The sequence below is a fragment of the Acetobacterium wieringae genome (assembly GCF_001766835.1).
GTDB lineage: Bacteria > Bacillota > Clostridia > Eubacteriales > Eubacteriaceae > Acetobacterium > Acetobacterium wieringae.
This window is the reverse complement of record NZ_LKEU01000050.1, coordinates 86332-111631: the sequence shown is the minus strand read 5'-3', so window position 1 is coordinate 111631 and position 25300 is coordinate 86332. Positions and strand designations below refer to the sequence as shown.

The following is a 25300-nucleotide window of genomic DNA, read 5'->3' as shown; positions in this document are numbered from 1 at the left end:
TAGGGTATAATGACTTTAATAACGTCATTGGCGACGGGTAACAAGCGGGCGCTTTGTGACGGGAACGCATCTGGAGGTGAAACGTGTGGCTTGAGATGAAAAAGAACCTGGTGATGATTCTGGTTGTTGGTTTTTTAGGCGGGATCATTGGGGGGATCACCTGGCTGATTCTCTTTTTATTAAATCACGGCATTGAAATTATCTGGCATGTTATCCCGGAAAATATAAATTTAACTGTTTATCCGCTGGTGGTTTGTGCGCTGGGAGGGGTGCTGGTCGGCTTATGGGAAAAACGCTTTGGCCCCTATCCCAGAGAACTTTCGGAAATCATGGCGGAGGTAAAAAGCGGAGAAAAGGTTCCCTATAATAATCTCCATATTGTTGGGATGGCGGCACTGTTGCCGTTGGTTTTCGGTGGCAGTCTGGGGCCGGAAGCCGGGCTTTCCGGGGTTATCGTAGGCTTATGTTTCTGGTTTTCCGACAAACTCAAATTTGCCCTGGCAGAAGTGGATGAAATCGCCGAAATTGGGATGGCAGCCACCATTGGCGTCATTTTTAATTCACCCTTATTTGGGTTTGTCAATCAGATTGAGGATGACGGCAGTGTAAAAAAAATACCCAAAAATACCAAGATCTTATTGTATTTTGTGGGAATTCTTGGTGGGCTGGGGGCATATCGGTTATTGTCCCATGCAATCGGTGGCGGACCGGGTCTGGGAAATTTTCCGGAGATAAAAACCCTGGGAACCAATGAATGGACACTGGTGATTCCCCTGGCTCTGGCAGGGAGTCTGTTGGGGATGCTTTATTTCATCTTTAAGAGCATTGTCAAAAAAGCCATTCATCCGCTTAAAGATAAAGTGGTGGTAAAAGCGGTGGTAGCCGGTGTGATTCTCGGCGGGGTGGGGATATTTTTACCCTACACCATGTTTTCCGGAGAACACCAGATGACGGGACTGATGACGGGCTGGGAAAGCATTGGTGTCGGGCTACTCTTTGTAACTGCCATTGTCAAACTGCTGATCACCAATATCTGTTTGGAACTGGGCTGGCGGGGTGGCCATATTTTCCCGGTAATTTTTTCCGGGGCAGCAATTGGCTATGCGTTTGCGATTTTACTACCCATCGATCCCATTTTTTGTGTGGCTGTGGTTGCTTCTGGTCTCACCGGAGCAATCCTTCGAAAACCATTGGCGGTAATTTTATTATTGCTGATTATGTTTCCCCTGAGTGCGATTATTCCACTGGTGATTGGCGCAGTGATTGGTAGCGCCATTCCGGTTCCGGGATTTTTGGGACTTGATCAAACAGAATAAAAAAAGATCTGGGCGCTGAGCTCAGATCTTTTTTTAAAGCGTATACAAAAAAGTAACAGTTTTTGGATACAATACTTATTGCTCTGCAGGATGGCTTGACATGGTGGAGGCAAATAGGGCAATTCCACCAACGATTAAATAAATCCCGGCAATGATTGAGAATGCAAACAGCATAACATAGGGATTAAAGAGGAAGAAGAAACCCAGGATGGTATTGATGATCCCAGCTGCCAGTAGCCAGCCGGTACCAGAACCGCCCTGCTTTTTCATTACCGAAGATGCGGTGATCTGATTAATGCCGGTGAATAAGGTCATAAAGGCCAGCATAAATCCGAAAGTCTCAGCCCGGGCCAAAGCTGGTGCAAAGACAAGCAGAAAACCAAGAATGACGGCCATGATTCCGGAAGTCAGGCTCCAGCCATTTTTAACTTCACTTTTGGCATAGTCATAAATCATAAAAACACCGTAAATCATTAACCCAATAACGAAGATCCAGATCATCATGTTGACAAAGAACTGCGGTGCAATAAAGACCCCGATTCCAAGCAGAACCATAATAATTGAAGCTGCGATTCCCAGACCTTTATGGCCTTTTGTTACATTACCTACAACGTTTTCCATTTTTCTACCTCCAGGTTAAAAATAATTTCAATAAGCTGATCTATAAATGCTATTAATATAATGCCCATTTTTAATAAATTAAAACAAAAAAATTATTTTTGTGAAAAAACGTTTTATTGGGTAAATAAAAAAGTAGTATACAAGAATTTAAAATAAAAACATGGATCGTATATCATTGCGATATACAGAAGGGAGAAACAGATGCGTGGTCCAATTGATTACATTGTTTTGGAGTTTGAAGGGAACCAGTTTAAAGGAGAGGTGCTGAGTGCCTTAACCGATGCGGTCAGCAAGAAAATAATCAACGTACTTGATCTGGCGGTGATTCTAAAAGATGAGAACGGGAATGTAGTGTCATTGGAACTGAATAATCTGGATGGTGAACTGGCCCAATCCATTGCTGCTCTGCACCGGGAAAAAGCGGGGTTGATTTCCATGGAAGATACCGAAGAAGTTGGTGAGGTACTGGCACCCAACAACGCCGCCGGGTTATTGATCATTGAACAATTATGGGCAAAGGATCTTAAACGGGCCCTGATTAATGCTAATGGAAAACTGGTTTCAGAAGGGCGAATCCATCCGGATGCCGCCGCCGAATTGGATGAAGAGGAGGAAAATTAAATGGCCGGATTATTAAGAGGAGTAGCCAGAACTGCCGTTGTGGCTGGAACGGCCACAGCCGTATCAAATAATGTCAGTCGTCGCCAGGCCCAGCGGTTTGCCCAAAAAGATCAGCAGGCTTATGCTCAGCAACAGCAACAAGCCTATCAACAGCAGCAGGTTTCTCAGCAGCAAAGCTACCAGCAGGATGTGGATTTTGACGAACAACTGGCTCAATTAGCCAAGCTGGGTCAGCTTCGTGATCAGGGAATCCTAACGCAACAGGAGTTTGAGGCCAAGAAGCGACAAATTTTAGGCGTTTAACGGATAACAGATCGATGTATAATTTTAATGAACTGCTGATTCTATTTACGGTGGTGCTTTTTTTGGTGGTGGTCTTTAGCTTTATCAATGAAAAAACAATCAAACTACCCTATGAAATTGGATTGGTCGTTTTTGGATTCGGTTTTTGTCTGATTCTGATCCTGCTTCAACAGCTGCATGCCTTGACATTGCCGGAAGAATTGCTGGATCTGGTCAAGCAGTTCAATTTCAATGATTTTCTGATTCACGGGGTTCTATGTTTCATGCTTTTTAGCGGCGCCTCTCGGATTAAATTCAATGACTTTGATGAGGATAAGTTTTTAATTGGTAGAATGGCAATCATTGGAACGATGGTATCAATTCTTATTTATGGCAGTCTTTTTTACGGATTGGCCTATTTATTTCAGCTAAACATGAGTTTTCTGGAGGCCTTGATTCTGGGATCGATTGTGTCGCCATCAGATCCCATTTCAGCCATGAGCATCCTCAGCAAGGTGGGCCTGCCCCACCGATTGTCTTTGATTATTGAAGGCGAGTCACTGTTTAACGATGGGGTAGCGGTGGCAATTTTTGCCACCCTGATGAGTATTCTTGAACAAACCGGCACCGAACTGACCCTGGTCAGCTTTGTCTGGGGGCTGTTTGCCGATATTCTAGGGGCGGTGGCGGTTGGACTGATCGTTGCACTGTTGTTGTCAGTGGTCTTTAAACAGACCAAAAACCGATATATTAAAATCTTTACCAGTATTCTAACGGTGATGACGGCTTATCTGATCTGCGAATATCTCGGTTTTTCCGGGCCGATCGCGGCCGTCATCTGCGGACTCTTTTACGCTACCGGAATTGCCCGCTTGCAAAAACGGGGGATGGATGAGGAAATCCAGGAAATCCATGACCTGTTTTATGATTTCTGGGGAGTGATCGATAACCTGTTAAATGGGGTTCTGTTTTTACTGGTAGGGCTTTTGTTTGTGGATATCCGCAATCTCGAAGGATTCTCCAATGTTGGGATTTTGATCATTCTGATTGGTTCAATATTAATCAATACTATCGCCCGAACCGCTGGTGTATTCGGAAATGTGGTCTTTGTAAAAAATCTACCATTAAAAATGTCAAAATTCAGTTTTACAGTATTTTTCACCTGGGCTGGCTTAAAAGGAGGGCTTTGTCTGGCACTGGTCATGGGTACGGGGACTTCGCTGGCGGCGGATACCTACAGCATTTTTCTGATTGCCACCTATGCCATTGTGCTGTTTACCACGGTATTTCAGGGACTCACCGTGGGTAAGGCATATGAGCGATTGAAATAATAAGGGTGAAAACGTAATAACGTAATAACACAAGAAAAGAACAACCCTCCCGGAAAAATAATCTCCGGAAAGGTTGTTCTTTTGTTTTATATTATTTGGATACGTTTATCTCGGTCCAGGCCCGGTTGTAAATCTCCATCACATCATTGGGGAGATCTTTAAAGATTTCGCTGCGGGCCAGATCTTCTTTGCTGATGTTAAAACCGGCATTTTCAGACCAGCTGGCATCCAGTAGGGCCAGGGCCGGAGCGTTGGGTGAGGAGTAACCGACATATTCAATATTTTTGGCGGCAATTTCCGGAGTCAGCATAAAATTGATGAATTGTTCGGCTAATTCCGGGTTTTTGGCATTTTTGGGAATAACAAAATTATCGTAGAAGGCATTGGAACCTTCCTTGGGAACCGCAAAATCAAGACTGTCGGTCTCACTCATGATAATCGCCGCATCGCCGGAGTAAACCACTGCCATGGCCGCATCACCGCTGGCCATTAAGCTCTTGACATTATCGGTGACATAAGCCATCACCAGCGGTTTCTGGGCAATCAGGGCATCCCGGGCGGCATTGATATTGGCTTCACTGGTTTCATTCATGGAGAAACCCAATCGCTTCAGCGAGACGCCCATACTGTCGCGGATGCTGTCGTACATTAGAATTTTGGAAGCGTACTTGTCGTTCCAGAGCAGATTCCAGCTGTCCACCGGGTCGGTGACTTGCGCCGTGTTATAAACAATTCCCAGAACCCCGTAAAAATAAGGTACCGAGTATTGATTGCCGGGGTCAAAGGCCAGATTCTGGGCCGAAGCATCGATATTGGCCAGATTAGGGATATTGTCTTTTGTGATCGGTCGGAGCATTTCTTCCTGGATCAACCGTTCAATCATATAATCAGAAGGCACCAGGACATCGTAGGTGTCAGATGAGTTTTTGACCTTGACATACATGTCTTCATTGGAGGTAAAGGTTTCATAATTGACCCGGCAATTGTATTCTTCTTCAAACTGAGCGATCACCTCCGGATCCATATAGTCACCCCAGTTATAAACCGTCAGCTCGGCCCGATCATCAGACCCGCAGCCACCAGCCAGAAAGGGCAGACACAGTAAGACAAAAATTAATACGATTTTTTTCATTCTTTTCTCCTCATAAGCTTTATTGAATATTTTTAATCCCTTTTTCACTGCGGATGTTGATTAGGACTAACAAGACCATGATACATCCGAACATAATGGTTGACAAGGCATTGATTTTGGGGTTGATGCCAGCCTTGGCCATGGAGTAGATGGTGATGGACAGGTTACTGACCCCGTTGCCAGCCGTAAAAAAACTGATGACAAAATCATCAATGGATAGGGTAAAGGCAATCAGGGCGCCGGAGGTCACACCGGGTAGAATTTCCGGGAACAGTACCTTCCAGAAAGCCTGTCGAGGCGTTGCACCGAGATCCAGGGCGGCCTCGAAAATATTTTCCGGCAGCCGGTTAAACCGGGGCAGCACCGCCAGGATCACATAGGGAATACAAAAGGTGATGTGGGCAATAATGATGGTGGTAAGGCCCATTTTCATGCCAATAAAAATAAACAGCGACATCAGGGTGATCCCCATGACAATATCCGGTACCAGCACCGGAATGTTATTGAGCAACAGGTAGGGGCGTTTCAGTTTAGAACGCATCCGATAAATGCCCAGAGCTGAGACTGTTCCCACAAGGGTGGAAACAGTGGTGGCTACTACGGCAATGATCAGGGTATAATATAAGGCCTGGAGGATGTAGCGATCCTGAAAAAGCATCACATACCATTTCAGGGTAAAGCCAGCCCAGGGCCCCATGATTTTTGAATCATTGAAGGAATAAATAATCAATACCAGAATCGGGGCGTATAAAAACAGCAGGATCAGACCAAAGGCCAGGTTTTTAAAGAACTTTCTCATAGCAGCTGCCCTCCAGTGTCAAGTTCTTTCCCGGTAATTAAACGGGCAATACCGAGAACCAGAAAGATTATCGTCATCAGAACCATTGATATTGCTGAGCCGAAGTTCCAGTTGTTCAGGGTTAAAAACTGCTGTTCAATGAGATTACCAATCAGCATGTATTTGCCGCCGCCCAAAAGGTTTGAAATGACAAAGGTGCTGACTGCTGGCATAAAGACCATCATACAGCCGGAAACAATTCCGGGCAGACTGAGCGGTATCTTGATTTTTAGAAACATCTGGAAATGGTTAGCCCCCAGATCGGTGGCGGCCCGCAATAAATCCGGGTCGATTTTTTTTAAGGACGTGTAAATGGGTAACAGCATGTAGGGAAAAAAGTTATAAACCATGCCTAGAATCACCGCTGATTGGGTGTACAGCAGACTGACATCCCGGAAGCCCAGCAGCCTGAAAAATTGGGAGATCAAACCGCTGCCGCTAAGCAGGACCATCCAGGCGTAGGTACGCAACAAAAAATTGACCCACATGGGAATGATCATCAACACAATCATCATATTTTGGCGATGGCCGGGTAGGGAAACGATCAGGTTACCCAGAGGATAGGCAATCAGAAAACAGATCAGGGTAGCAATGACGGCATATAAAAACGAGCGGTATAATAATTCCAGATACACTGGATCCATAAACTGCTGATAGTTTTCCAAAGTAAAGGTGTAGATCCCGGCCTTAAAATCCGGGTTGGATAAAAAGCTGAACCAGATCACCACCAACAGCGGAACCGCAATAAAAATCAGCATCCACAGACCATAGGGATAGGCGATGTATTCCTTAAATGATTTCATGGTCGTTGTCCTTTTTCATGATGTGAATATTATTGGGGTCAACCTGGATGCTAATTGGGTCTCCGGCGAAAAATTCCCGGGTGGTGTGAATCAGCCAGTTGATGCCCTGACAGGTCATGACAATTTCATAGTGCATCCCCAAAAAGGTCACCGTTTCAATGAAACCATCAAGAAAGCCAACGCCAGGGGGGAGAATTTCGATATCTTCCGGACGGATGACGGTGAGCACGGCTTCATTTTCCTCAAAGCCTTTATCGACACAGGGAATGGCCACTTCCTGAAGTTTAACCAGACAGTCTTTAAGCATTACTGCCTCGAGAATATTGCTTTCGCCAATAAAATCAGCGGCGAAGGCGTTTCGGGGTTCATTGTATATGTCCACCGGTGAGCCGATCTGCTGAATCCGGCCGCGGTTCATAATGATGATGGTATCGGACATGGTCATTGCTTCTTCCTGATCGTGGGTGACGTAAATAAAGGTGATCCCGGTTTTTTTCTGAAGATTTTTCAGCTCCAGTTGCATATTTTTGCGCAGCTTGAGATCCAGGGCTCCCAGGGGCTCGTCCAGCAGCAGCACCTGGGGATGATTGACCAGCGCCCGGGCAATGGCGACCCGTTGTTGCTCACCACCACTTAGGGAATTGACATCCCGTTGTTCATGGCCCTGAAGATTAACCATTCGCAGCATTTCTTGAACCAGCCGATCGATTTCGTCTTTGGATTTCTTTTGAATTTTTAGTCCAAAGGCAACGTTGTCATAGACATTTAAATGGGGGAACAGGGCATATTTCTGAAAAACCGTATTAATCGGCCGTTTATTGGCCGGGATATTGAGCAGGGTTCGTCCTTCAAAAAGAATGTCTCCAGAGTCCGGGGTTTCAAATCCCCCAATCATTCGCAGCAGGGTGGTTTTACCACAGCCGCTGGGGCCGAGGATGGTCAGAAATTCATTGGGGCGGATGGAAAAATTAATTTCATCAATGATGGTTTTATCCCCATAGTGTTTAACCAGGTTATTAACTTGTATAATCTTTTCGGTATTTTTTTTCAATTCATAAATCCTCCGTGGTATCGAAACCATCTATTTAAGCAAAAAAATCCCCAGGCTTTCCCCAGGGTTGATTAAGCGATTCATTGCTTATGGATAAGCACTATTACAATAATTTATTCTAACATGTAATCAAGCGGATAGCAATGAAATTAGAATTGGCAACCGGGATTTTTAAATGAAAAAAACAGAGCGATGTTCCATTATCGGGAACATCGCTCTGTTGCTTTTATCATGTTTGGAAAATTTATAAAATGCTGGTAATGGTAATATTCAGGAAGGCCCGGTTACTGAGATCAAGTTCAAAGGGGGCCACATCTTCGCCATCTTTTTTAAAAATTCGAACCTTGGGTCGCATGGAAAAGTTCTCATAATTCTCAATGATAATTCCAGTCAATCGGTTGCTCAGTTCCACGCAGGTGCCAATCGGATAGGGGGCAATCTTGCGGATAAAGACATCAACCAGATCCGGATCGAAAAGGGTATGAGAAGCACCCATAATGTATTCGATGACTTCTGAAGGGATGATGGCCTTGCGGTAGGGGCGGTCAGAGGTCATGGCATCGTAGACATCGGCAATGGCAATGATCCGTCCAAAGAGCGAAATTTTCTCTTCTTTTAAGTCGTTGGGATAACCGCCGCCGCCGAATTTTTCATGGTGATCGAGAATCCCGATTCGGGCGGACAAATTGATGTTTGATACTTTTTTGATATAATCATAACCCAGGGTGGAATGGTTTTGCATTTCACAGGATTCGTCATCAGAAAGAACTCCGGCTTTGCAGAGAATATCTTTCTTGACAAAAACCTTGCCGATATCGTGCAGAATAGCACCGATTCCCAGATCGCATAATTGTTCCCGGCGTAAGCCCAGGGCGGTTCCCAGAACGATGGAAAGGACGGCGACATTCACTGAATGGAAATAAGTATAATCATCAAAAACCTTCAAATCCACCATATTAATGACCATGTGGCTATTTTGAAGAATCTCATCAACAATGGACTCAATCTGTTTTTGCATATCATTAAAGGTATTCTTTTTTAAAGAACCTTTATTTTCGGTGGTAATAAAGACGTCTTTCACACATTTAACCGTTTCGGCACGAACCCGGTCATTGATGATATTGATGATTTGAATGTCTTTGGTTAGATCGTCTTCAACATAGATGCCATTATAATTCAGTTTTTTTATTCGTTCGATATAATCTTCAGTCAGAACCGTATCTTTGGCAAGTATCAGCTCACCCCGTTCACCCCAAAGATTATTTCCTAACATCATTCCTTCACGCAGGCAAAATGTTGGTACATATCTCATGGTTTTCCTCCCAATATAATGACCTGTTATAAAGTCAGGACTAAGTAATAATTATACCTATAAGATCCCTGTTTTTGCAATCAAAATTTCATGTCAGCTCAGATAAAAAACAGGAATAAAAAAAAATTTAAGCTTAATATGCCTTTAGTTATGACAATAAAACCTTAAAATCGATTGAATGAGATAAATTCATCGATGGTTGGATGGGTGGAAGTCATGATTTTTTCCGGGGTGTCGGAAAACAGACAGGAGCCCTGATCGAGAAAAGTCAAGTGGGTACAGATCCGGAAGGCCTGGCTGAGATTATGGGTGATGATGATTATGGTCAAGCCCTGGTCTTGATTTCGTTTTTTAAGGGCGGTTTCAATGAGCTGGATACTTTTGGGATCAATATTGGCAGTTGGTTCGTCTAAAAAAAGTACCTGCGGCGAAAAAGACAGCGCCCGGGCCAATGCGGTTTTTTGGGATTCGCCACCGGAAAGACGGCGGGCATTCTGATTTTTGATTTCACTGATATCAAATTCTTCCAGCAGTTGCGACACCGTCTGATTGAGCCGGTCTTTTTCATAGTTGCGGATTTTTAACGGGTAGGCAATATTCTCATAGACAGATCGGGAAAAAAGCGTAGGGGTATGGGTGGAGTAGGTCATTTGGGAAAAAATATCCTGACATAAGGGATGATCATTGTAGCGTATCGTTCCAGAGGAAGGAGCGATCAGGCCCGCTATTATTTTCATCAAGGTGGTTTTTCCAGAACCGTTGGGCCCAATAATACCATGAATTTGGCCGGACTCAAAAAACAGCTCACCATATTGGCCATCCAGATGAAGCACTTTTTTTTGGTTATAGGTCTTAACAATATGGCTAGTCTTGATATTCATTCTGATCTCCCATGATAAAGTGATATAAAACAGAATTGGTGATAAACGAGATGGTCATCAGAATCAGACCCATGGCAATCGAAACACTGTATTGGCCCATGTTGTTATTCATGGCGATAAAGGTGGTCATCACCCGGGTGAAGTCCCGGATATTGCCGCCAACAATCATAACGGCACCAACTTCCGAAATGGCCCGACCAAAACCGGTTACCAGGGCAATCATAATGACCCCTTTTAGCTCCAGAACCAGCAATATCAGGATATTAAGTCCCTGGGCTCCCAATGTTTTACCGGTTTGCACCACCTCGTAGCCGCTGGTGCTGGCATGGTTAAAGACGATGCCCATAATAACCGGCGTCACCAGAATAGTTTGGGCAATGATCATGGCGGTAGGGGTGTACATCAGCTGAAACTGGCCGAAGGGTCCCGAACGGGCCAAAAAGAGGGCGGTAAACAAACCGATGATAACCGGTGGAAATGACATAAAGGTATACAGCAACCGGGAGACCACTTTTTTGCCTCGAAAATTATTGATTCCCAGAATGACGCCAAGGGGCACCCCAATCAAGGTTCCGTAAAGGGTCGATGAAAAAGAGACGAAAAGCGATAAGAGAACAATTTGAATGATTTCAGGGTCAAAGGAAAAAATCAGCCGAAAGGCTTCAACAAAACCATTGAGTATGTAGTCCATTGATTTCTCCATAATGAGATCCTGGAAGATGACATCTCCCAGGATCTCAATTGATTGTTATTTTTTAACAGCGTCCGGAACAAATAGTTGATCGCCATTGACTTTATAGGATGCGATCAGTTCCTGAGTTTCAGGAGATACGATCCAATCCACAAACGCCTGGGCACCTTCGGCATTGATCTGGTCATTAATACTTGGCGAGACGGCAATAACCCCATATGGGTTATTAAGCATTTCATCACCTTCGCAGACGATTTCCAGATTAGCCATGGTGTCTTTCATGTTGGCGTAAGTGGCCCGGTCTGCCAGAGTGTAGCCCAGTTTTTCATTGGTGACGGTCAGGGTTTCGCCCATCCCAGTGCCGGTTTTTATGTACCAGTCACCAGCTGGAGTAATATTGGCAGCTTTCCAGATTTCCAGTTCTTTGGTATTGGTGCCGGATTTATCATCCCGGGAGACAAAGGTTGCGGGCACGGCGGCAATGGCGGTAAAGGCTTTAACTGCATTATCAGCAGCTGTCGTTTTGACCTTGGCCGGGTCTTCTTTTGGTCCCAGCACCACAAAGTCATTATGCATAACGGCAAAACGTTCAACCCCATAACCGTCTTTGACAAATTGTTCCTCCTGGGTGATGGCATGTACTAAAAGGACATCAGCCTCACCAGCTTTCCCCATTTCCATGGCTTTACCGGTGCCCACGGCGACAACCTTGACGGCAATTCCGGTTTGGGCCTCAAAATCGGGCAGAATTTCTTCCAGCAAACCGCTGTCCTGGGTGCTGGTGGTGGTGGCCAGAATGATTTCTCCGTTGGAGCCGGGCTCTAAGTCTTTTTTTGCCGGAGTACAGCCCAGCGTACTGAGGGCAATGGTGCAAACAAACAAAACAATAACCAATAGTGACAATTTCTTTTTCATTTTCTTCCTCCTAAAATATTTTATCAAAAGAGCAGATACTCTAAAGACGACAATAAAGAGAAGTGAATCCAAAAAAAATAATCGATTGCTCAAAAAACAATCGAAAATTCTGCGTTAACCATCCTCTACACACTGGAAAGCATCGTCATTTCTAACGAGACTCTAACGATTGAAAAACCATAGTAAACCGTAGGTTCTTCAATTCGGATTGTTTGTTTTCACTATGAAACTGTATTTAATTGGTTTTATTTTATCAAATCAGATAGGTTGAGTCAAGTCTGCCATGGAATTGTGTCTTTCTGTTAGTTGATACCCAGTAGCCGATCATTTATTCATAGCAACTGAAATGACCATTAAAAAAAGCGTCAAAAAGTGATGTGTGCGGTGAAAAATTGATCAAAAACTGTACGTTTTTTTATCCTTATTTTGATCTCATTTTGTAAAATGTCTTTTACCATGACATTTTTGCCCAGCCGTTGACAGACAAAAAATCTGATGATACCATGAATCAATCAGATTGAGCTAGAAATTTTGATAAAGGAAAATGTGATGAAGACAATAAGAGTATGTGTTGGCAGTGCCTGTCATGTAAATGGATCGTATAAGGTGGTGAAAGCGATGAACCAGATCATTGATCAGCGGGGGCTGGGGGATGAGGTTGAATTGGTGGGATCGTTTTGTATGGGAAAATGCACCGAGGGTGTGGCTGTGGAATGTGATGAGATCATCTATGCTGCGTCTGTTGAAAATGTGGAAGAAGTCTTCGAGAAAATTATGGGGGGAAAATAATTGAGTATTATCAATTTTTCAAAAAATAAATGCCGTAATTGTTATAAATGTATTCGGAATTGTCCGGTGAAAGCCATAAAGCTTAAGGATAAACATGCTCAGATTATTCAGTCCATGTGTATTGGCTGTGGTGTTTGTATTGCTACCTGTCCCCATAACGCCAAAGAAATTCATAGTGATGTCGATACCATCAAGCAATGGCTGAAAACCGAGCAGGTGGTGCTAAGCTTGTCAGCGGTATTCCCGACAGCCTATTATCTGGATCATCCCCGCCAGTATCTGGGAATTCTTCGGGAGCTGGGCTTCACGATTATCGAGGAGACCTCGATTGGTGCCGAAGTGGTGGCCAAGGCCTATGCCGATGAGTATCGCAGTGATAAGAAATTTATTATTTCGTCATCCTGTGCGGCGATCAAAAACCTCATTGAGATTTACTATCCTCAGTATCTCTCATCGCTGAGTCGTCAGGTCTCACCGATGATTGCCCATGGCAAGATTCTTCGTGAAAAATATCCTAATGCCAAAATTGTCTATGCCGGCTCCTGCCTGGCTAAGAAAATGGAGGTACACGACAAGGATGTCCGGGGCATCATTGATGGGGTTTTAACCTTCGATGAAATTGACAGCTGGATTAAAAAAGAAAACATCATCCCCAATAAAATGCCGATGGAAGAATTTAATGCCATTGGTACCAACACCGGACGGCTTTATCCGATTACTGGCGGATTGGCTAAAAACAGTGTCGAAAATCTCGATGGCAGCCGGAAAATTTTGCGTATTGATGGAGTCAGGGACTGTATGGAGTTTCTTGATGAGATTCACCAGCTGGATAAAAAATACTGGATCGAAATGAACGCCTGTGAGGAGGGCTGTGTCAATGGCCCGGGTAATATTCACAGTCCGCTGTCTAAATATGAAAAGGTGGAGATGCTGCAGACCTATATTGATTTAAACAGTAAAAAGGAACCCTCCACCGATATTCCAGCGGTTGATACCAGGCGTTCATTTCATAAACGGCCCGTTCATCATCTGGGCGAGGTACCGACCGAAGAGCTGGAAAAAATCCTCAATCAAATGTCCAAATTTACGGAACGGGACGAACTGAATTGCGGAACCTGTGGTTATGAAACCTGTCGGGATAAGGCCCGGGCGGTATATTGGAATATGGCGGAATTGGATATGTGTCTGCCACTGATCACCAGTAAGACCGAAGCCATTTCGAATTTGATTATCACTACCACCCCCAACGCCATTGCGGTGCTGGATAAAAAATTCCGGATCATCGAGTTTAATGCTGCGGCGGAACGCCTCTTTAATATGAAAAAGGAAGATGTGATGCGTTACAATTTTGTCGACGCTCTGGATTACAATCCCTTTAGAAAACTCAATCATGACCGGGGCAATACCTATACCGGCAAAGGTCACTACGAAAGAGAAAACCGCACCTTTATGGAAATCTTGACCTATATTCCCGAGCAGGAGCTGTATATGGGAATATTTATTGACATCACCCGCCAGGAAAAGCAGGAGCAGGACATGCAAAAAATTCAGGAAGAAACCCTGAAAATGGCCCAACGGGTTATCGACAAACAAATGCGGGTTGCCCACGAAATTGCTGGCTTACTGGGTGAAACCACGGCTGAAACCAAGGTGACCCTGACCAAGCTCCAGAAAGTGGTAACCAGTCGGGAGGTTGAAGTTTAATGGCGTTATTTATGGATATTGCCAGCGATAGTGTCAACAAGGTTCATGAAGAGCTTTGCGGCGATAATGTGGAAGTTCGGATCAATGATGAAAGTGTCATAGTGGTGCTGGCTGATGGCATGGGCAGCGGCGTCAAAGCCAATATTCTGGCAACCCTGACCTCTACCATTGCGGCCACCATGCTGGAAGAAAAAATGGGGATTATGGATGTGCTCGAAACCCTGGAAGCAACCCTACCCAAATGCAGCGTTCGCCATATGGCTTACTCGACCTTTACGATTGTGCAGGTATTTAGAAACCGGATGGCTTATATTCTGGAATTTGATAACCCGCCACTGGTGTTTATCCGGGATGGGGAGATTATCGAACTGGAACGAAAAGAAATTGAATTCCAGGGAAAATCGGTTTATGAAACCTCAATGGAAATCGAAAAAGGCGATATTATGGCCTTTTTCAGTGATGGTGTGATTCATGCCGGGATTGGCCATTTGTTAAACTTTGGTTGGCAATGGGAAGAAGCGGCGGATTACGTTCTGGCACGCTCCTATGAAAACAAAAAGGCCAAGGACATTTCGATGGCACTGGTGGATACTTGCTACAACCTTTATGGCGAAGAACCGGGAGATGATACCACGGTGGCCGTTATTAAGGTGGAAGAACGAAAATATATCACCATTTTTTCGGGGCCACCGCTGGATCAGGAGAAGGATGCCGAGATTAAACGGCTGCTGGAGCGGGCCCGGGGCAAGAAGATTGTCTGTGGCGGAACCGCTGCCAATATTGTGGCCCGGGAATTCGGCGAAGAGGTCAAGGTTGATTTTTCGACCATGTCGGATCGGGTGCCGCCGATCGCTACCATTAAAGGGATCGATCTGGTAACAGAGGGGGTATTAACCCTTCAGGAAACCTTGCGGATCTGTGAAGATTATATGAATAATCGTTGTGGTCGGGAAATATTTCAGGAAAAAAACGGCGCATCGATGCTGGCAAATATTTTAATGAACGAATGTACCACCATTGATTTAATCATGGGGAATTCGATTAATCCGGCCCATCAGAACCCGGATTTTCCGGAGGAACTGACGACAAAATGGCGGGTGACCCAAAAACTGATAGATATGCTGCGGAGCATCAATAAAGAAGTGAATATCATCTACGTTTGATCAGGACAAATCATGGCAGCATAAAAAAATCGTAATTTTATCAAAAAGAGAAGCGGAACACCCCGGTGAGGGTGTTCCGCTTCTAATATAATATGCTTTGAGGAGAAAAGCTATATTCTTTATTTACCCAAATTTTTTTAATTAACACAAATAATCAAAAAAACATTATTTTTTTAGTTGTTTTTTTAAGACGGCAAAATGGTAATAGCTGTATCCAGCCCCAAAAACAATGGCGCAAATGGCAAAATAAAGGCCAAACAACGGATTCTGAATGCCTCCGGAGAAAATGATCAACGAGCCAATGGCAGCCAGAAGAGGACAGATCAGGCCCCGGAACAGGCTTTTGATTTCTTTTTTTCGCCACAGTGAAAAAACTTTATAGTAGAGGCCCAGGTACAACAGATAGCTGGTGACAACGGCGATTTCGGAAATATCGGAATTCGGAAACAGCTTATATTTCTGAGCAAAATAATGAACCATCAACCAGAATCCAACAATGATTAGGGCAAAAAAAGCTGAATTGACCGGAAAATCAAAGTGAGACGAAATCTTCGTCATTGCTTTGGCTTTAGGGATCATTTGATCCAGACCCAAGGCATAAGGCATCCGGATCATTGCCATGACCAAGCCATTGAGGGTTCCCAGTACCGAGATGAACACAAAGAGCATCAGGATTTTGGCGCCACTGGGACCCAAAATCATATTGGCAGCATAGTCCAGATGGGCATCGCCACTGTTCATTATTTCGGTCGGCCCCACCAGATTTGAAATGCCCACAAAATAAATAATGTAAAGCACCAGAATAATCATCGGACTGATTACCAGGGCCAGGGGCAGATTTCGTTTGCTGTTTTTTATTTCATAGGCCACTGAAGTGGATATAATCCAGCCGTCAAATGAAAAGGCAATCGGGGCAATAGCCGCAATCCAACTGGTAGAGCCGATTTCAGAGATGGCTGTACTGGTGAAATGGTCTGCGGTACCGCCAAAGATCAGACCGGCAAAGCCGATGATAACCAGCGGAATCAGTTTGATGACCATGGCGGCACTTTGAAAATGACCGCCAATTTTGGCTGACAGAATATTGGTGGCATAAAGCACCAAAAAACAGCAGATCCCCACCAGAATCTGAACTTCCAGAGTCTGTTCGACATTAAAGAGAATGCAGAAATAAATGCCGGAAACCCAGGCCAGAATAGCGGTGATGGTGGGTAAATATATAAAGGTCTGGAACCAGCCATAGGCAGAACCCATGCTGGGGCTGATAAATTCCTTGGCGTAGGAAAGAACGCCGCCGGGACGATCGGTTCGGGCTGCCAGTTCAGCAATGGTTAAACAACCAAAGACAATGCTGATGGCTGCAATGACGAAGACCAGAATACCTAAAAACACATTGCCGCCGGTGGCGACCAGAATATTATCGCTTCGAAAAAATATACCAGAACCGATAACGACGCCAACAATCAGCGCGATGGCGGTAAATAAGTTGTATCGTGACTGTTGCATGGTAACCTCCAGGGTTTGGATTCCTGACAATTAGTAAAAGCCTTGGTGTGATTTCTTATTGCCTGAAAAATGATTTTAAAATTTACTTGGTACCGAAAAGCCGGTCACCGGCATCACCTAAACCAGGCACAATGTAAGCGTGGTCGTTTAAGTGATCATCGATGGCAGCGCAAAAAATCGGGATATCAGGATAAGCGGTGGTGACGGCTTTGATCCCTTCCGGGCAGGCCAGAATATGAACCACCTTGATATTGGGGCAGTTGGCTTCTTTTAATAGGCGAATGGTATGGATGACCGAAACCCCGGTGGCCAGCATCGGGTCGACAATTATGGCTTCTCGTTCGGCAATATCAGAAGGCAGTTTCTTGTAGTATTCCACCGCCTGGAGCGTTTCGGGATCACGGTACAGACCAATGTGACCGATTTTGGCCTTGGGGATGATGTTGGTAAAACCTTCCACCATGCCCAAACCTGCCCGTAGAATAGGGACAATGACCACATCTTTTTCGGCCAGTACTTTTTGGGTTGTTTTGCAGATGGGTGTTTCAATCTCGATTTCTTTAAGCGGAAAATTCTTGGTAACCTCCCAGGCCATCAGGCTGGATAGTTCTTTCACCAGTTCCCGAAACTCCCGGGACGGTGTTTCCATCTTTCTCAGGTGGGTCAATTTGTGCATGACAAGTGGATGATCCACGATCGTTACATTTTGCATGATAATCTCCTTTTATTGTTAATAGATTAATAATACGATAATTGACTGAATAATTCTACAATTATTTAAGAATTATTTGTTGACACTTGGGAAATAAGGGTTAAAATGAAATAATATGATAAAATTCAAGAGGAATAGAAATTTTTAAAAAGGAAGGTGACCTGAAAAATGAAAGAAATTAAATTATATACTTGGGCCCACTGTCCCTATTGTCGAGCCGCCAAACAACTTCTGGATGATAAGGGTTTGAAGTACAACGAAATTGATATTTACAATGATGCGCAGACCCGGCGCCAATTACAGGATCAGACCAATCATTATACGGTGCCTTTTGTCTTTATAGGGGAGACATTTGTTGGTGGTTTTTCAGAGCTTAAAGAAATTGAGTTTAGCGGTAAACTCGATGAATTATTATAAGGTGAGGTTAAGATGGCAGCAATAACATTCAAAGTTGTAGAAGAAATCGGTGTTCTCAGCGAGTTGCCCAGTGGTTGGCAGAAAGAGCTGAATTTGGTTAGCTGGAATGAACGGGACCCCAAGTATGATATCCGGGATTGGAATGCAGATCACGAAAAAATGCGTAAGGGCATCACGTTGACTGCTGATGAGCTGGTTCAATTGCGTGATATCTTAAACGGTATGGAACTTTAGGAAATAAACAGTAAAAAGCGTATCTCACCAGATGGGGAGATACGCTTTTTTAGGTTATTTGATGGGTTCGGCGCAATTGGCGGAGCCACTGCTCTGGAGCATCTCCAGGCCGTGATCCAGGGCTGGCAGAATGGCTTCAAGGTTTTCTTTGACGGCTTTGGGGCTGCCGGGGAGGTTGATGATCAGGGTTTGCTTGCGGATACCGGCGGCACTGCGGCTGAGCATTGCTTTGGGGGTGATCTGCAGGCTGTGATAACGCATCGCTTCGGGGATGCCGGGAGTCATCCGGTCACAGACGGCAATGGTGGCCTCCGGGGTCCAGTCCCGTCCGGAAAAGCCGGTGCCTCCGGTAGTCAGAATCAGATCCAGATGGTCTTCATCGGCCCAGGTTATCAGGGCAGCTTTAATGGTGTCCAGATCATCCGGAAGAATGATGGTTTTGACTACCTCATAAAGTTTGGTTTCGGCCAGCATCGTAGCAATCATCGGACCGCTTTTGTCTTCCCGTTGGCCCTTCGAGCCCAGATCACTTAAGGTCATTATTCCAGTTCGATACATGTTTTCCTCCTAAATATTAAATGTAAAAAAGTCATTGGCCAATAAATCGATATATAACAGTTTGTTTCGCAAAATTTCTTCTTTGCCGGTTAGGACTTTCAAGGCTTCAGATACCTGTAGCGATGCTGCCAGAGCCGGAGTAAAGGATGGGTTGCCCAGAGCCTTGGAGTCGTATTCTTTTTCACCGACATAGAGTCGGGACAGGGTATCATCTTCCGGAAAAACGGTGGTGATCTGGGCAAACCAGCCGCCGATGGCACCGTGGATCAGGGGGATGTTCTTTTCCTTACACAAGGTCTGGAGGGTCAGCCGGGCTGGTACATTATCCAGAGCATCCATCACCAGATCGGCATCGCCAATCAAGGAAAAACCGTTTTCCTCGTCGAGAAAATCGTGATAATAGGTGGTCGTCACTTCTTTATTGATCAACTTGACCCGGGCTGCTGCCGCTTTAGCTTTGGGGGTGCCAATATTTTTCTCGGTTGAGAAAATCTGGCGGTTCTGGTTGGAATCTTCAAAGACATCACCATCAATCAAAATCAGTGAACCGATCCCGACTCGGGCCAGCATCTCAATGATATAGCCCCCCAAACCGCCACAGCCGACGATACAAATTGTGGCATGTTGAATGCGCTCAAAGTCCTGTTCGGAAAAAGCTGGAAAATTGCGTTCATAACGTGACATTGCGCCACCTCCTTAAGTCCAATAAAAACTATTCATTTTAGTATAACAATTTTTAACGAAAAATTAAAGTCTTGAATTGATATTGTTTTTTCTGACAATAATCGTTAGAATAGAAAGCAGACACCGAATGAAAAAAATGGTCGGTAAGGAGAAAAAAATGGAGTTATTAAAAGTAAAAACCATTGATGAGATGAAAAAAATTATCAATGAGTCATTTATAGATATCGCGCTAGAGAATGAAACCATTGATTTAAGCCATGGATTAGGGCGGATACTGGCGGCTGATCTTGTATCGACTATCGATGTTCCGCACTTTGATCGATCCGTGGTTGATGGGTATGCGGTGAAACTAACCGACGTTCAAGGAGCGTCCCAGGCCATACCGGGCTTTTTAAGAATCGCCGGAGAAGTCCAGATGGGCAAAGAAACCGCCGAGCGCCTTAACCAGGGTGAAACCTTCTATGTTCCAACTGGGGGGATGGTACCAGCCGGTACTGAAGCCATGATTATGATTGAGTATACTGAAAAACTGGGAGAAAAAGACCTGGCCATTTACACCAATGCCGGTGCCAATGAAAACATGATGCAAATTGGTGATGACATCAGAAAGGGGGAACTGGTTTTTTCCCGGGGCCATCAGTTAAGACCTCAGGACATCGGCGTTTTATCAGCTTTGGGTTATTTGCAGATCGAGGTTTTTAAGCGTCCCCGGATCAGCATTATTTCCACTGGTGATGAAATCATTCGGCCTGGTGAAACACCTAAACCTGGGGAAGTGATTGACATTAACACCCCGGCGCTGGCAGCGGTGGCAACACGTTTGGGCGCCGCGGTCATCTCAACCGCCTACGCCAGAGATGACCGCGAGGAGATTCGCTTAGCCGTGCAAAAGGGCATCGAAAACGGCGAGATGGTGATCCTTTCTGGTGGCAGTTCGATGGGCGAAAAGGATTATACCGTTCAGGTCATTGATGGGCTGGGACAGGTGCTGCTCCATGGTCTGGCAGTTAAACCGGGAAAACCGACGATTTTGGGAACCGTTTCGCAAAAACCGGTAATCGGTTTACCGGGCCAGCCAGCCGCCGCTATTATGGTGATGATGATCGTACTACAGGAATTTATGCGCTTGTATTATGGACAGGATAGTGTAAACGATCTGACCGTCCAGGGGGTGCTTACGGAAAATGTTCATGCTGCCCCGGGCCGACGAACTTTCCAGACCGTGGCCATCAAAAAGACTGAAAATGGCATCGAAGTCCGGCCTACTCACGGTAAATCGGGAATGATTACGCTGTTAGCGTATTCTGACGGTTATATTGAAATTACCGAAAACGAAGAAGGAAAAAATACTGGCGATCAGGTTTTGGTAACCCTGTTTTAAAAAGCTCGTAGACTGACTACTTAGATCTGAACTGGAGGGAATAATGAATACTGAAAATACCGGAAAAAAAGACGAACGGAATTTATATTTAAAAAATGAAGATCTCAATCTGGCAGTGACGAAGTATCTGGCCTTATTATCCTTTGCCGAAGCGCATCAAAAAGGCCGTGTTCTACCCGTCATCGAAGCCCAGGGCTGGGTGACGAAAGAGCCAGTTTTTGCGAAAATTTCATCGCCCTATTATAATGCCTCGGCCATGGATGGCATCTGTGTCGAAGCGATGGCGATGATTGGCGTGGACGAACGTCATCCCCGGACGTTGATAAAAGGAAGCGATTTTAATTTTGTCGATACTGGCGATGTAATTGCTGATCCCTACAATGCGGTGGTGATGATTGAGGATGTGATCATAAAAAGTGATAATGAAGTCAGCATCAACAATCCGGTTTCGTTGTGGCAGAATGTCCGGCCAATTGGTGAAGATATCGTTGCCGGAGAGTTGATTATCCCGGCTTTTCACCGGGTTCGCCCAATCGATCTGGGGGCCCTGCTAGCTGGCGGCATTACGGAGATTGAAGTGATGGACAAACCCCGGGTGGGGATTATTCCCACCGGTACCGAACTGGTGGAAGCCGGGGAAGCGATGGCGGTAGGAAAAATAATTGATTCCAATACCCATATGTTTGCGGGGCTGGTCAAAGAATATGGCGGCAAAGCCCGACGTTACCCGACAGTACAGGATGACTACGAGGTGATCAAAAAGGCGATCATTAAAGCTGTTGATGAAAATGATGTGGTGCTGATTTCCGCTGGTTCCTCAGCCGGAACCGAAGACTACACCCGCAAGCTGATTGCAGAACTGGGTGAAGTAGTGGTTCACGGCGTCGCCATTAAACCGGGAAAACCCGTGGTGTTGGGGATGATTCAGGGAAAACCGGTGATCGGGATTCCCGGCTATCCGGTCTCTGCCTATTTTGTCTTTGAAAGCTTTGTTAAACCGGTAATTCTGGCCTTTAACCATCAGATCCTGACGGAGGGAGTCACCATCAAAGCAGTGCTTTCAAAACGTCTGATGTCGTCGCTTAAGTATCTGGAGTTTGTCCGGATGAAATGTGGTCGGGTCAATCAGCGCTTTGTGGCTACGCCGCTGGATCGGGGCGCAGGGGTGACCATGTCACTGGTCAATGCTGACGGTATTTTGAAGATTCCCAAAAATGTCGAAGGTTATGAAGCCGGGGAAGAGGTCGAGCTGATTCTGATGCGACCCCGGGAAGAAATTGAAAATACCCTGGTTTCGATTGGCAGTCACGATGTATTGATGGATATCGTTGCCAATATCATTCATCAAAACAAAGAACTGGTAAACTTGTCTTCGGCCCATGTGGGTAGTCTGGGTGGGATTATGGCAATCAAAAAAGGTGAGTGCCATATTGCCCCGATTCATTTGCTGGATGAACAAACCGGGATATATAATCTCTCCTATTTAAAGCGTTATCTGGCTGACGAGGGGGTCGTGTTGATTAAAGGGGTTAAACGAACCCAGGGGATGATTATACCCAAAGGCAATCCCAAAAATATTCAGGGAATTACCGACCTGATCCGACCAGATATCAGTTTCGTCAATCGGCAGCGGGGCTCAGGTACCCGGGTATTGTTGGATTACTTATTAAAACAAAAGCAGCTCAATGCCAATCAGATTTTAGGCTATAGCCGGGAAATGAACACCCATATGATGGTGGCTTCGGCGGTTGCGTCCGGTTCCTGCGATGTCGGGATCGGGGTTTTATCGGCCGCTAATATGATGGAACTGGATTTTATCCCGATTGGTGATGAAGCCTATGATTTTGTTATTTTAAAAGAAAATCTGGACGATCCCCGGGTGCAGATATTTATCAAGGTACTTAAATCAGAACAATTCAGAGAAGCACTAAAACGGCTGGGGGGATATGAACTGGAGCAGCCGGGAGAAATCGTTAAACCCTAGACATCAGGGGAGAAAGCAGGAAACAGATGAAGGATCATTATGGAAGAAAAATAAATTACATGCGTATTTCCATCACCGATTTATGCAATTTAAGATGTGTTTACTGCATGCCGGAGGAGGGAATTGAGAAACATCCGCATCAGAAGAATTTGTCCTTTGAAGAAATTCTGGATCTGATTAAAGCTGGGGTGTCCCTGGGGGTTAATAAGATTCGCTTAACTGGCGGAGAACCGCTGGTGCGCCATGGGATTGTTGATTTGGTCAGAAGAATTGGCGAGATTCCCGGGATTGAGGATCTCACTATGACCACCAATGGGATTCTCTTGCCGAAATACGCCAAAGATTTAAAAGCGGCAGGCTTAAACCGGGTGAATATCAGTCTGGACACCTTTGATCCGGCCAAATTTCATGAGATTACCCGGTGGGGGCACCTGGAAGATGTTTTTGCCGGGATTGCCGCCGCCAAGGCAGCGGGAATGCATCCCATTAAAATCAACACGGTGCTGATCAAGGGGTTTAATGACGATGAAATTGAAAGCTTTGTCAATTATACCCGGGACGAAGGCGTTTATGTGCGGTTTATTGAACTGATGCCGCTGGGTGAATCCAGCGGTTTTGCAGAAAATAAATACCTTTCCAATGATGAGGTGCTAAAGCGCGTGCCCGCGTTAACACCACTACTGATCCCGGACAAAACCGGACCGGCAGAGTATTACCAGCTGCCCGGAGCCAAGGGGAGAGTCGGTCTGATTAATCCCATCAGTAAGCATTTTTGCAGCGAATGTAACCGGATTAGGGTGACCACCGATGGTAAAATTAAACCCTGCCTCCATTCAGACTTCGAAATTGACCTGGTGGCGCTGCATCAAGCCGGAATGACCTATAAAGAAATTCTCTTACAGGCGATTAATAAAAAACCGGAAAAGCATCATATTAATGAACATGAAAAGCAGTTACTAAGAAATATGAACGAAATTGGAGGATGATATGGACGAAATGGATAAAGAGATCGTCGAGTTCACTCATTTTAATGAGGCGGGCCGCAGTAAAATGGTGGATGTCAGCGAGAAAAAAAGCTCCGAACGAATGGCCGTTGCCAGAGGAGCCATCAGTATGAAAAAAGCGACTCTTAAAAAAATCATCGACGGCCAGATGAAAAAAGGCGATGTTCTGGGAGTGGCTCAGGTTGCTGGAATTATGGGTGTTAAACGAACGGCTGATCTGATCCCGATGTGTCATAATATATTTATTTCCGGCAGTGACATTAATTTTCAAATTGATGAGGCAAATTCCCGAATTCTAATCGAAGCCGTGGTTAAAAACACCGGTCAGACCGGGGTGGAAATGGAAGCCCTAACAGCGGTTTCAGTGGCTGCCCTGACCATTTATGACATGTGCAAAGCAGTCGACAAAGAAATGACCATTGAAGCGATTTATCTGGCTAAAAAAACCGGTGGCAAATCCGGTGAGTTTATAAATCCCAACCATCAATAAAATTTAATAGGAGAAAAAACATGAGTGGAAAAGTAATAGCAATTAATATTAGCGAAACAAAAGGTGTCATGAAAAAACCGATTTCGGTCGGGAATTTTATAAAGGATTTTGGACTGGAGGGTGATGCCCACGCCGGAAAATGGCATCGTCAGGTCAGTTTGTTGGGACAGGAGAGTATTGATAAGATGATCGCCATGGGCGCAGCGGGACTATGTGCCGGTAATTTTGCTGAAAACATTACGACTGAAGGCATCTGCGTCTATGAACTGCCGGTGGGAACAAAGCTAAGAATCGGCGAAACCCTGCAGGAAGTGACCCAGATTGGCAAAGAATGCCATGCCGGATGTGAAATCGCCCAACAGGTCGGCGATTGCGTAATGCCAAGAGAAGGTATCTTTACCATTATCCTCGAAGGTGGCGTTATCAAAGCAGGGGATACCATTGAAGTGGTAGAATAGTCAGAAAAACATCTGCACATATAGTGTTAGCTTTTGGAATCATGGTTAGGACTTTCGGGATTGGCCACGATTGCTAAGCGGTCCTTATTTTCCAAACCATAAAACAAATCACAAAAAATGATGGAATGTGTATTGCATTATCAGAATTTAATGTTACAATAGTAAATGTTATTGCCGTACAACTGTCTTTCATAGAAAGACAGCGGCCTAATGGAGGACGATATGAATCAATTTATAAATAGTATGGCCGGTGTGGCCTGGAGTATCATCCCGATATTACTGATCTTTTTTTTGATGTCAGGCATCATGTTTGTATTTTATTTCAAAGTGAAAATTGAAGAAATATCGATCTATTTAAAAAGTGTTGCGGCTTCCCTTGAAAGGCTTTCAAATCGGCGAAATGACTATTAGAAAGAGTTTTA

At 44.9% G+C, this 25300-nt stretch carries 28 protein-coding genes and 1 riboswitch; of the genes, 15 read left to right on the top strand and 13 right to left on the bottom strand.

Annotated features, from left to right (window positions below; genetic code table 11):
* Positions 1-83 precede the first annotated feature (83 nt).
* A complete protein-coding gene (locus tag ACWI_RS17860; protein WP_242871651.1) occupies positions 84-1316 on the top strand; it encodes a chloride channel protein in 1233 nt (410 codons plus the stop codon).
* 75 nt (positions 1317-1391) lie between these two features.
* Here ACWI_RS17860 and ACWI_RS17855 read toward each other — a convergent pair whose 3' ends face one another.
* Positions 1392-1937, bottom strand: coding sequence for an HdeD family acid-resistance protein (locus ACWI_RS17855; RefSeq protein WP_070372800.1), 546 nt, complete (start codon positions 1935-1937; stop codon positions 1392-1394).
* A 201-nt stretch (positions 1938-2138) separates the two neighbouring features.
* On the opposite strand from ACWI_RS17855, the gene ACWI_RS17850 reads away from it, so the two are divergent.
* The 3 genes from ACWI_RS17850 to ACWI_RS17840 are packed head-to-tail and all read left to right on the top strand — an operon-like array spanning position 2139 to position 4171.
* Entirely contained in the window at positions 2139-2558 is a 420-nt protein-coding gene (locus ACWI_RS17850; RefSeq protein ID WP_070372799.1) for a DUF6325 family protein, read from the top strand.
* Positions 2559-2861, top strand: a complete 303-nt coding sequence (locus tag ACWI_RS17845) for an SHOCT domain-containing protein (RefSeq protein ID WP_070372798.1) — start codon at positions 2559-2561, stop codon at positions 2859-2861.
* 14 nt (positions 2862-2875) lie between these two features.
* The gene (locus ACWI_RS17840; protein ID WP_070372797.1) at positions 2876-4171 is read left to right on the top strand and encodes a cation:proton antiporter; all 1296 of its coding nucleotides are present in this window, start codon (positions 2876-2878) and stop codon (positions 4169-4171) included.
* 91 nt (positions 4172-4262) lie between these two features.
* On the opposite strand, the gene ACWI_RS17835 is transcribed toward ACWI_RS17840, so the two are convergent.
* The 8 genes from ACWI_RS17835 to ACWI_RS17800 all read right to left on the bottom strand — a co-directional run bounded on the left by ACWI_RS17835 (position 4263) and on the right by ACWI_RS17800 (position 11794).
* Positions 4263-5303 carry an ABC transporter substrate-binding protein gene (locus ACWI_RS17835; protein WP_070372796.1) on the bottom strand — a complete coding sequence of 347 codons (1041 nt, stop codon included), beginning with the start codon at positions 5301-5303 and terminating at the stop codon, positions 4263-4265.
* Between the two features lie 19 nt (positions 5304-5322).
* On the bottom strand, positions 5323-6102 hold the full coding sequence (locus ACWI_RS17830) for an ABC transporter permease (RefSeq protein WP_070372795.1): 780 nt from the start codon (positions 6100-6102) through the stop codon (positions 5323-5325).
* Positions 6099-6944: an ABC transporter permease gene (locus tag ACWI_RS17825; RefSeq protein ID WP_070372794.1), complete on the bottom strand. Its 846-nt coding sequence runs from the start codon at positions 6942-6944 to the stop codon at positions 6099-6101. The genes ACWI_RS17830 and ACWI_RS17825 overlap by 4 nt, the downstream gene beginning before the upstream one ends.
* On the bottom strand, positions 6931-7995 hold the full coding sequence (locus ACWI_RS17820; protein ID WP_338076023.1) for an ABC transporter ATP-binding protein: 1065 nt from the start codon (positions 7993-7995) through the stop codon (positions 6931-6933). The genes ACWI_RS17825 and ACWI_RS17820 overlap by 14 nt, the downstream gene beginning before the upstream one ends.
* A 244-nt stretch (positions 7996-8239) precedes the next feature.
* Positions 8240-9307, bottom strand: coding sequence for an HD-GYP domain-containing protein (locus tag ACWI_RS17815; protein ID WP_070372792.1), 1068 nt, complete (start codon positions 9305-9307; stop codon positions 8240-8242).
* Positions 9308-9471: 164 nt separating this feature from the next.
* Positions 9472-10188: an ABC transporter ATP-binding protein gene (locus ACWI_RS17810; RefSeq protein WP_070372791.1), complete on the bottom strand. Its 717-nt coding sequence runs from the start codon at positions 10186-10188 to the stop codon at positions 9472-9474.
* Positions 10172-10879, bottom strand: coding sequence for an ABC transporter permease (locus ACWI_RS17805; RefSeq protein WP_070372790.1), 708 nt, complete (start codon positions 10877-10879; stop codon positions 10172-10174). Before ACWI_RS17805 ends, ACWI_RS17810 begins: the two co-directional genes overlap by 17 nt.
* 57 nt (positions 10880-10936) lie before the next feature.
* Positions 10937-11794 carry an ABC transporter substrate-binding protein gene (locus ACWI_RS17800; protein ID WP_070372789.1) on the bottom strand — a complete coding sequence of 286 codons (858 nt, stop codon included), beginning with the start codon at positions 11792-11794 and terminating at the stop codon, positions 10937-10939.
* 104 nt (positions 11795-11898) lie between these two features.
* Positions 11899-12015, bottom strand: a riboswitch (molybdenum cofactor riboswitch).
* A gap of 328 nt (positions 12016-12343) precedes the next feature.
* Between ACWI_RS17800 and ACWI_RS17795 the strand changes: the two genes are divergently transcribed.
* Genes ACWI_RS17795 through ACWI_RS17785 form a run of 3 tightly spaced genes read left to right on the top strand, consistent with a single transcriptional unit; the run spans position 12344 to position 15450 of the window.
* Positions 12344-12583 (top strand): (2Fe-2S) ferredoxin domain-containing protein, encoded by a 240-nt coding sequence (locus ACWI_RS17795; RefSeq protein ID WP_070372788.1) that lies wholly within the window; start codon positions 12344-12346, stop codon positions 12581-12583.
* The gene (locus ACWI_RS17790; protein ID WP_070372787.1) at positions 12584-14287 is read left to right on the top strand and encodes a [Fe-Fe] hydrogenase large subunit C-terminal domain-containing protein; all 1704 of its coding nucleotides are present in this window, start codon (positions 12584-12586) and stop codon (positions 14285-14287) included.
* The gene (locus tag ACWI_RS17785) at positions 14287-15450 is read left to right on the top strand and encodes a SpoIIE family protein phosphatase (protein ID WP_070372786.1); all 1164 of its coding nucleotides are present in this window, start codon (positions 14287-14289) and stop codon (positions 15448-15450) included. Before ACWI_RS17790 ends, ACWI_RS17785 begins: the two co-directional genes overlap by 1 nt.
* 165 nt (positions 15451-15615) lie before the next feature.
* Here the strand turns inward: ACWI_RS17785 and ACWI_RS17780 are convergent, their stop codons facing one another.
* Positions 15616-16956 carry an APC family permease gene (locus tag ACWI_RS17780; protein WP_070372785.1) on the bottom strand — a complete coding sequence of 447 codons (1341 nt, stop codon included), beginning with the start codon at positions 16954-16956 and terminating at the stop codon, positions 15616-15618.
* An 82-nt stretch (positions 16957-17038) separates the two neighbouring features.
* Positions 17039-17668 (bottom strand): uracil phosphoribosyltransferase, encoded by a 630-nt coding sequence (gene upp, locus ACWI_RS17775; protein WP_070372784.1) that lies wholly within the window; start codon positions 17666-17668, stop codon positions 17039-17041.
* A gap of 168 nt (positions 17669-17836) precedes the next feature.
* Between upp and ACWI_RS17770 the strand changes: the two genes are divergently transcribed.
* The gene (locus tag ACWI_RS17770; RefSeq protein WP_070372783.1) at positions 17837-18085 is read left to right on the top strand and encodes a glutaredoxin domain-containing protein; all 249 of its coding nucleotides are present in this window, start codon (positions 17837-17839) and stop codon (positions 18083-18085) included.
* Positions 18086-18097: 12 nt separating this feature from the next.
* A complete protein-coding gene (locus ACWI_RS17765; protein WP_070372782.1) occupies positions 18098-18319 on the top strand; it encodes a YdbC family protein in 222 nt (73 codons plus the stop codon).
* A gap of 54 nt (positions 18320-18373) precedes the next feature.
* On the opposite strand, the gene ACWI_RS17760 is transcribed toward ACWI_RS17765, so the two are convergent.
* Both ACWI_RS17760 and ACWI_RS17755 read right to left on the bottom strand, forming a co-directional pair.
* Positions 18374-18877 (bottom strand): MogA/MoaB family molybdenum cofactor biosynthesis protein, encoded by a 504-nt coding sequence (locus ACWI_RS17760; protein ID WP_070372781.1) that lies wholly within the window; start codon positions 18875-18877, stop codon positions 18374-18376.
* A 9-nt stretch (positions 18878-18886) separates the two neighbouring features.
* The gene (locus ACWI_RS17755; RefSeq protein ID WP_070372780.1) at positions 18887-19561 is read right to left on the bottom strand and encodes a HesA/MoeB/ThiF family protein; all 675 of its coding nucleotides are present in this window, start codon (positions 19559-19561) and stop codon (positions 18887-18889) included.
* Between the two features lie 157 nt (positions 19562-19718).
* Between ACWI_RS17755 and ACWI_RS17750 the strand changes: the two genes are divergently transcribed.
* The 6 genes from ACWI_RS17750 to ACWI_RS17725 all read left to right on the top strand — a co-directional run bounded on the left by ACWI_RS17750 (position 19719) and on the right by ACWI_RS17725 (position 25289).
* Positions 19719-20942 carry a molybdopterin molybdotransferase MoeA gene (locus ACWI_RS17750; RefSeq protein WP_070372825.1) on the top strand — a complete coding sequence of 408 codons (1224 nt, stop codon included), beginning with the start codon at positions 19719-19721 and terminating at the stop codon, positions 20940-20942.
* A gap of 43 nt (positions 20943-20985) precedes the next feature.
* A complete protein-coding gene (locus tag ACWI_RS17745; protein ID WP_070372779.1) occupies positions 20986-22926 on the top strand; it encodes a molybdopterin biosynthesis protein in 1941 nt (646 codons plus the stop codon).
* Positions 22927-22952: 26 nt separating this feature from the next.
* Positions 22953-23912 (top strand): GTP 3',8-cyclase MoaA, encoded by a 960-nt coding sequence (gene moaA, locus ACWI_RS17740; RefSeq protein ID WP_070372778.1) that lies wholly within the window; start codon positions 22953-22955, stop codon positions 23910-23912.
* A 10-nt stretch (positions 23913-23922) separates the two neighbouring features.
* Positions 23923-24420 (top strand): cyclic pyranopterin monophosphate synthase MoaC, encoded by a 498-nt coding sequence (moaC, locus tag ACWI_RS17735; RefSeq protein ID WP_139142412.1) that lies wholly within the window; start codon positions 23923-23925, stop codon positions 24418-24420.
* A 20-nt stretch (positions 24421-24440) separates the two neighbouring features.
* Positions 24441-24878, top strand: coding sequence for an MOSC domain-containing protein (locus ACWI_RS17730; protein ID WP_070372776.1), 438 nt, complete (start codon positions 24441-24443; stop codon positions 24876-24878).
* 222 nt (positions 24879-25100) lie between these two features.
* Entirely contained in the window at positions 25101-25289 is a 189-nt protein-coding gene (locus ACWI_RS17725) for a hypothetical protein (RefSeq protein WP_070372775.1), read from the top strand.
* Positions 25290-25300 lie beyond the last annotated feature (11 nt).

Bases quoted from the DNA above. Each gene is read 5' to 3' on its own strand.
- ACWI_RS17725 (WP_070372775.1), top strand. From the start codon at position 25,101: ATGAATCAATTTATAAATAGTATGGCCGGTGTGGCCTGGAGTATCATC.
- ACWI_RS17780 (WP_070372785.1), bottom strand. From the start codon at position 16,956: ATGCAACAGTCACGATACAACTTATTTACCGCCATCGCGCTGATTGTT.
- ACWI_RS17800 (WP_070372789.1), bottom strand. From the start codon at position 11,794: ATGAAAAAGAAATTGTCACTATTGGTTATTGTTTTGTTTGTTTGCACC.
- ACWI_RS17785 (WP_070372786.1), top strand. From the start codon at position 14,287: ATGGCGTTATTTATGGATATTGCCAGCGATAGTGTCAACAAGGTTCAT.
- ACWI_RS17730 (WP_070372776.1), top strand. From the start codon at position 24,441: ATGAGTGGAAAAGTAATAGCAATTAATATTAGCGAAACAAAAGGTGTC.
- moaC (WP_139142412.1), top strand. From the start codon at position 23,923: ATGGATAAAGAGATCGTCGAGTTCACTCATTTTAATGAGGCGGGCCGC.
- ACWI_RS17765 (WP_070372782.1), top strand. From the start codon at position 18,098: ATGGCAGCAATAACATTCAAAGTTGTAGAAGAAATCGGTGTTCTCAGC.
- ACWI_RS17745 (WP_070372779.1), top strand. From the start codon at position 20,986: ATGAATACTGAAAATACCGGAAAAAAAGACGAACGGAATTTATATTTA.
- ACWI_RS17835 (WP_070372796.1), bottom strand. From the start codon at position 5,303: ATGAAAAAAATCGTATTAATTTTTGTCTTACTGTGTCTGCCCTTTCTG.
- ACWI_RS17855 (WP_070372800.1), bottom strand. From the start codon at position 1,937: ATGGAAAACGTTGTAGGTAATGTAACAAAAGGCCATAAAGGTCTGGGA.
- ACWI_RS17850 (WP_070372799.1), top strand. From the start codon at position 2,139: ATGCGTGGTCCAATTGATTACATTGTTTTGGAGTTTGAAGGGAACCAG.
- ACWI_RS17795 (WP_070372788.1), top strand. From the start codon at position 12,344: ATGAAGACAATAAGAGTATGTGTTGGCAGTGCCTGTCATGTAAATGGA.
- moaA (WP_070372778.1), top strand. From the start codon at position 22,953: ATGAAGGATCATTATGGAAGAAAAATAAATTACATGCGTATTTCCATC.
- upp (WP_070372784.1), bottom strand. From the start codon at position 17,668: ATGCAAAATGTAACGATCGTGGATCATCCACTTGTCATGCACAAATTG.
- ACWI_RS17810 (WP_070372791.1), bottom strand. From the start codon at position 10,188: ATGAATATCAAGACTAGCCATATTGTTAAGACCTATAACCAAAAAAAA.
- ACWI_RS17825 (WP_070372794.1), bottom strand. From the start codon at position 6,944: ATGAAATCATTTAAGGAATACATCGCCTATCCCTATGGTCTGTGGATG.
- ACWI_RS17760 (WP_070372781.1), bottom strand. From the start codon at position 18,877: ATGTATCGAACTGGAATAATGACCTTAAGTGATCTGGGCTCGAAGGGC.
- ACWI_RS17770 (WP_070372783.1), top strand. From the start codon at position 17,837: ATGAAAGAAATTAAATTATATACTTGGGCCCACTGTCCCTATTGTCGA.
- ACWI_RS17840 (WP_070372797.1), top strand. From the start codon at position 2,876: ATGTATAATTTTAATGAACTGCTGATTCTATTTACGGTGGTGCTTTTT.
- ACWI_RS17805 (WP_070372790.1), bottom strand. From the start codon at position 10,879: ATGGACTACATACTCAATGGTTTTGTTGAAGCCTTTCGGCTGATTTTT.
- ACWI_RS17830 (WP_070372795.1), bottom strand. From the start codon at position 6,102: ATGAGAAAGTTCTTTAAAAACCTGGCCTTTGGTCTGATCCTGCTGTTT.
- ACWI_RS17750 (WP_070372825.1), top strand. From the start codon at position 19,719: ATGGAGTTATTAAAAGTAAAAACCATTGATGAGATGAAAAAAATTATC.
- ACWI_RS17845 (WP_070372798.1), top strand. From the start codon at position 2,559: ATGGCCGGATTATTAAGAGGAGTAGCCAGAACTGCCGTTGTGGCTGGA.
- ACWI_RS17755 (WP_070372780.1), bottom strand. From the start codon at position 19,561: ATGTCACGTTATGAACGCAATTTTCCAGCTTTTTCCGAACAGGACTTT.
- ACWI_RS17815 (WP_070372792.1), bottom strand. From the start codon at position 9,307: ATGAGATATGTACCAACATTTTGCCTGCGTGAAGGAATGATGTTAGGA.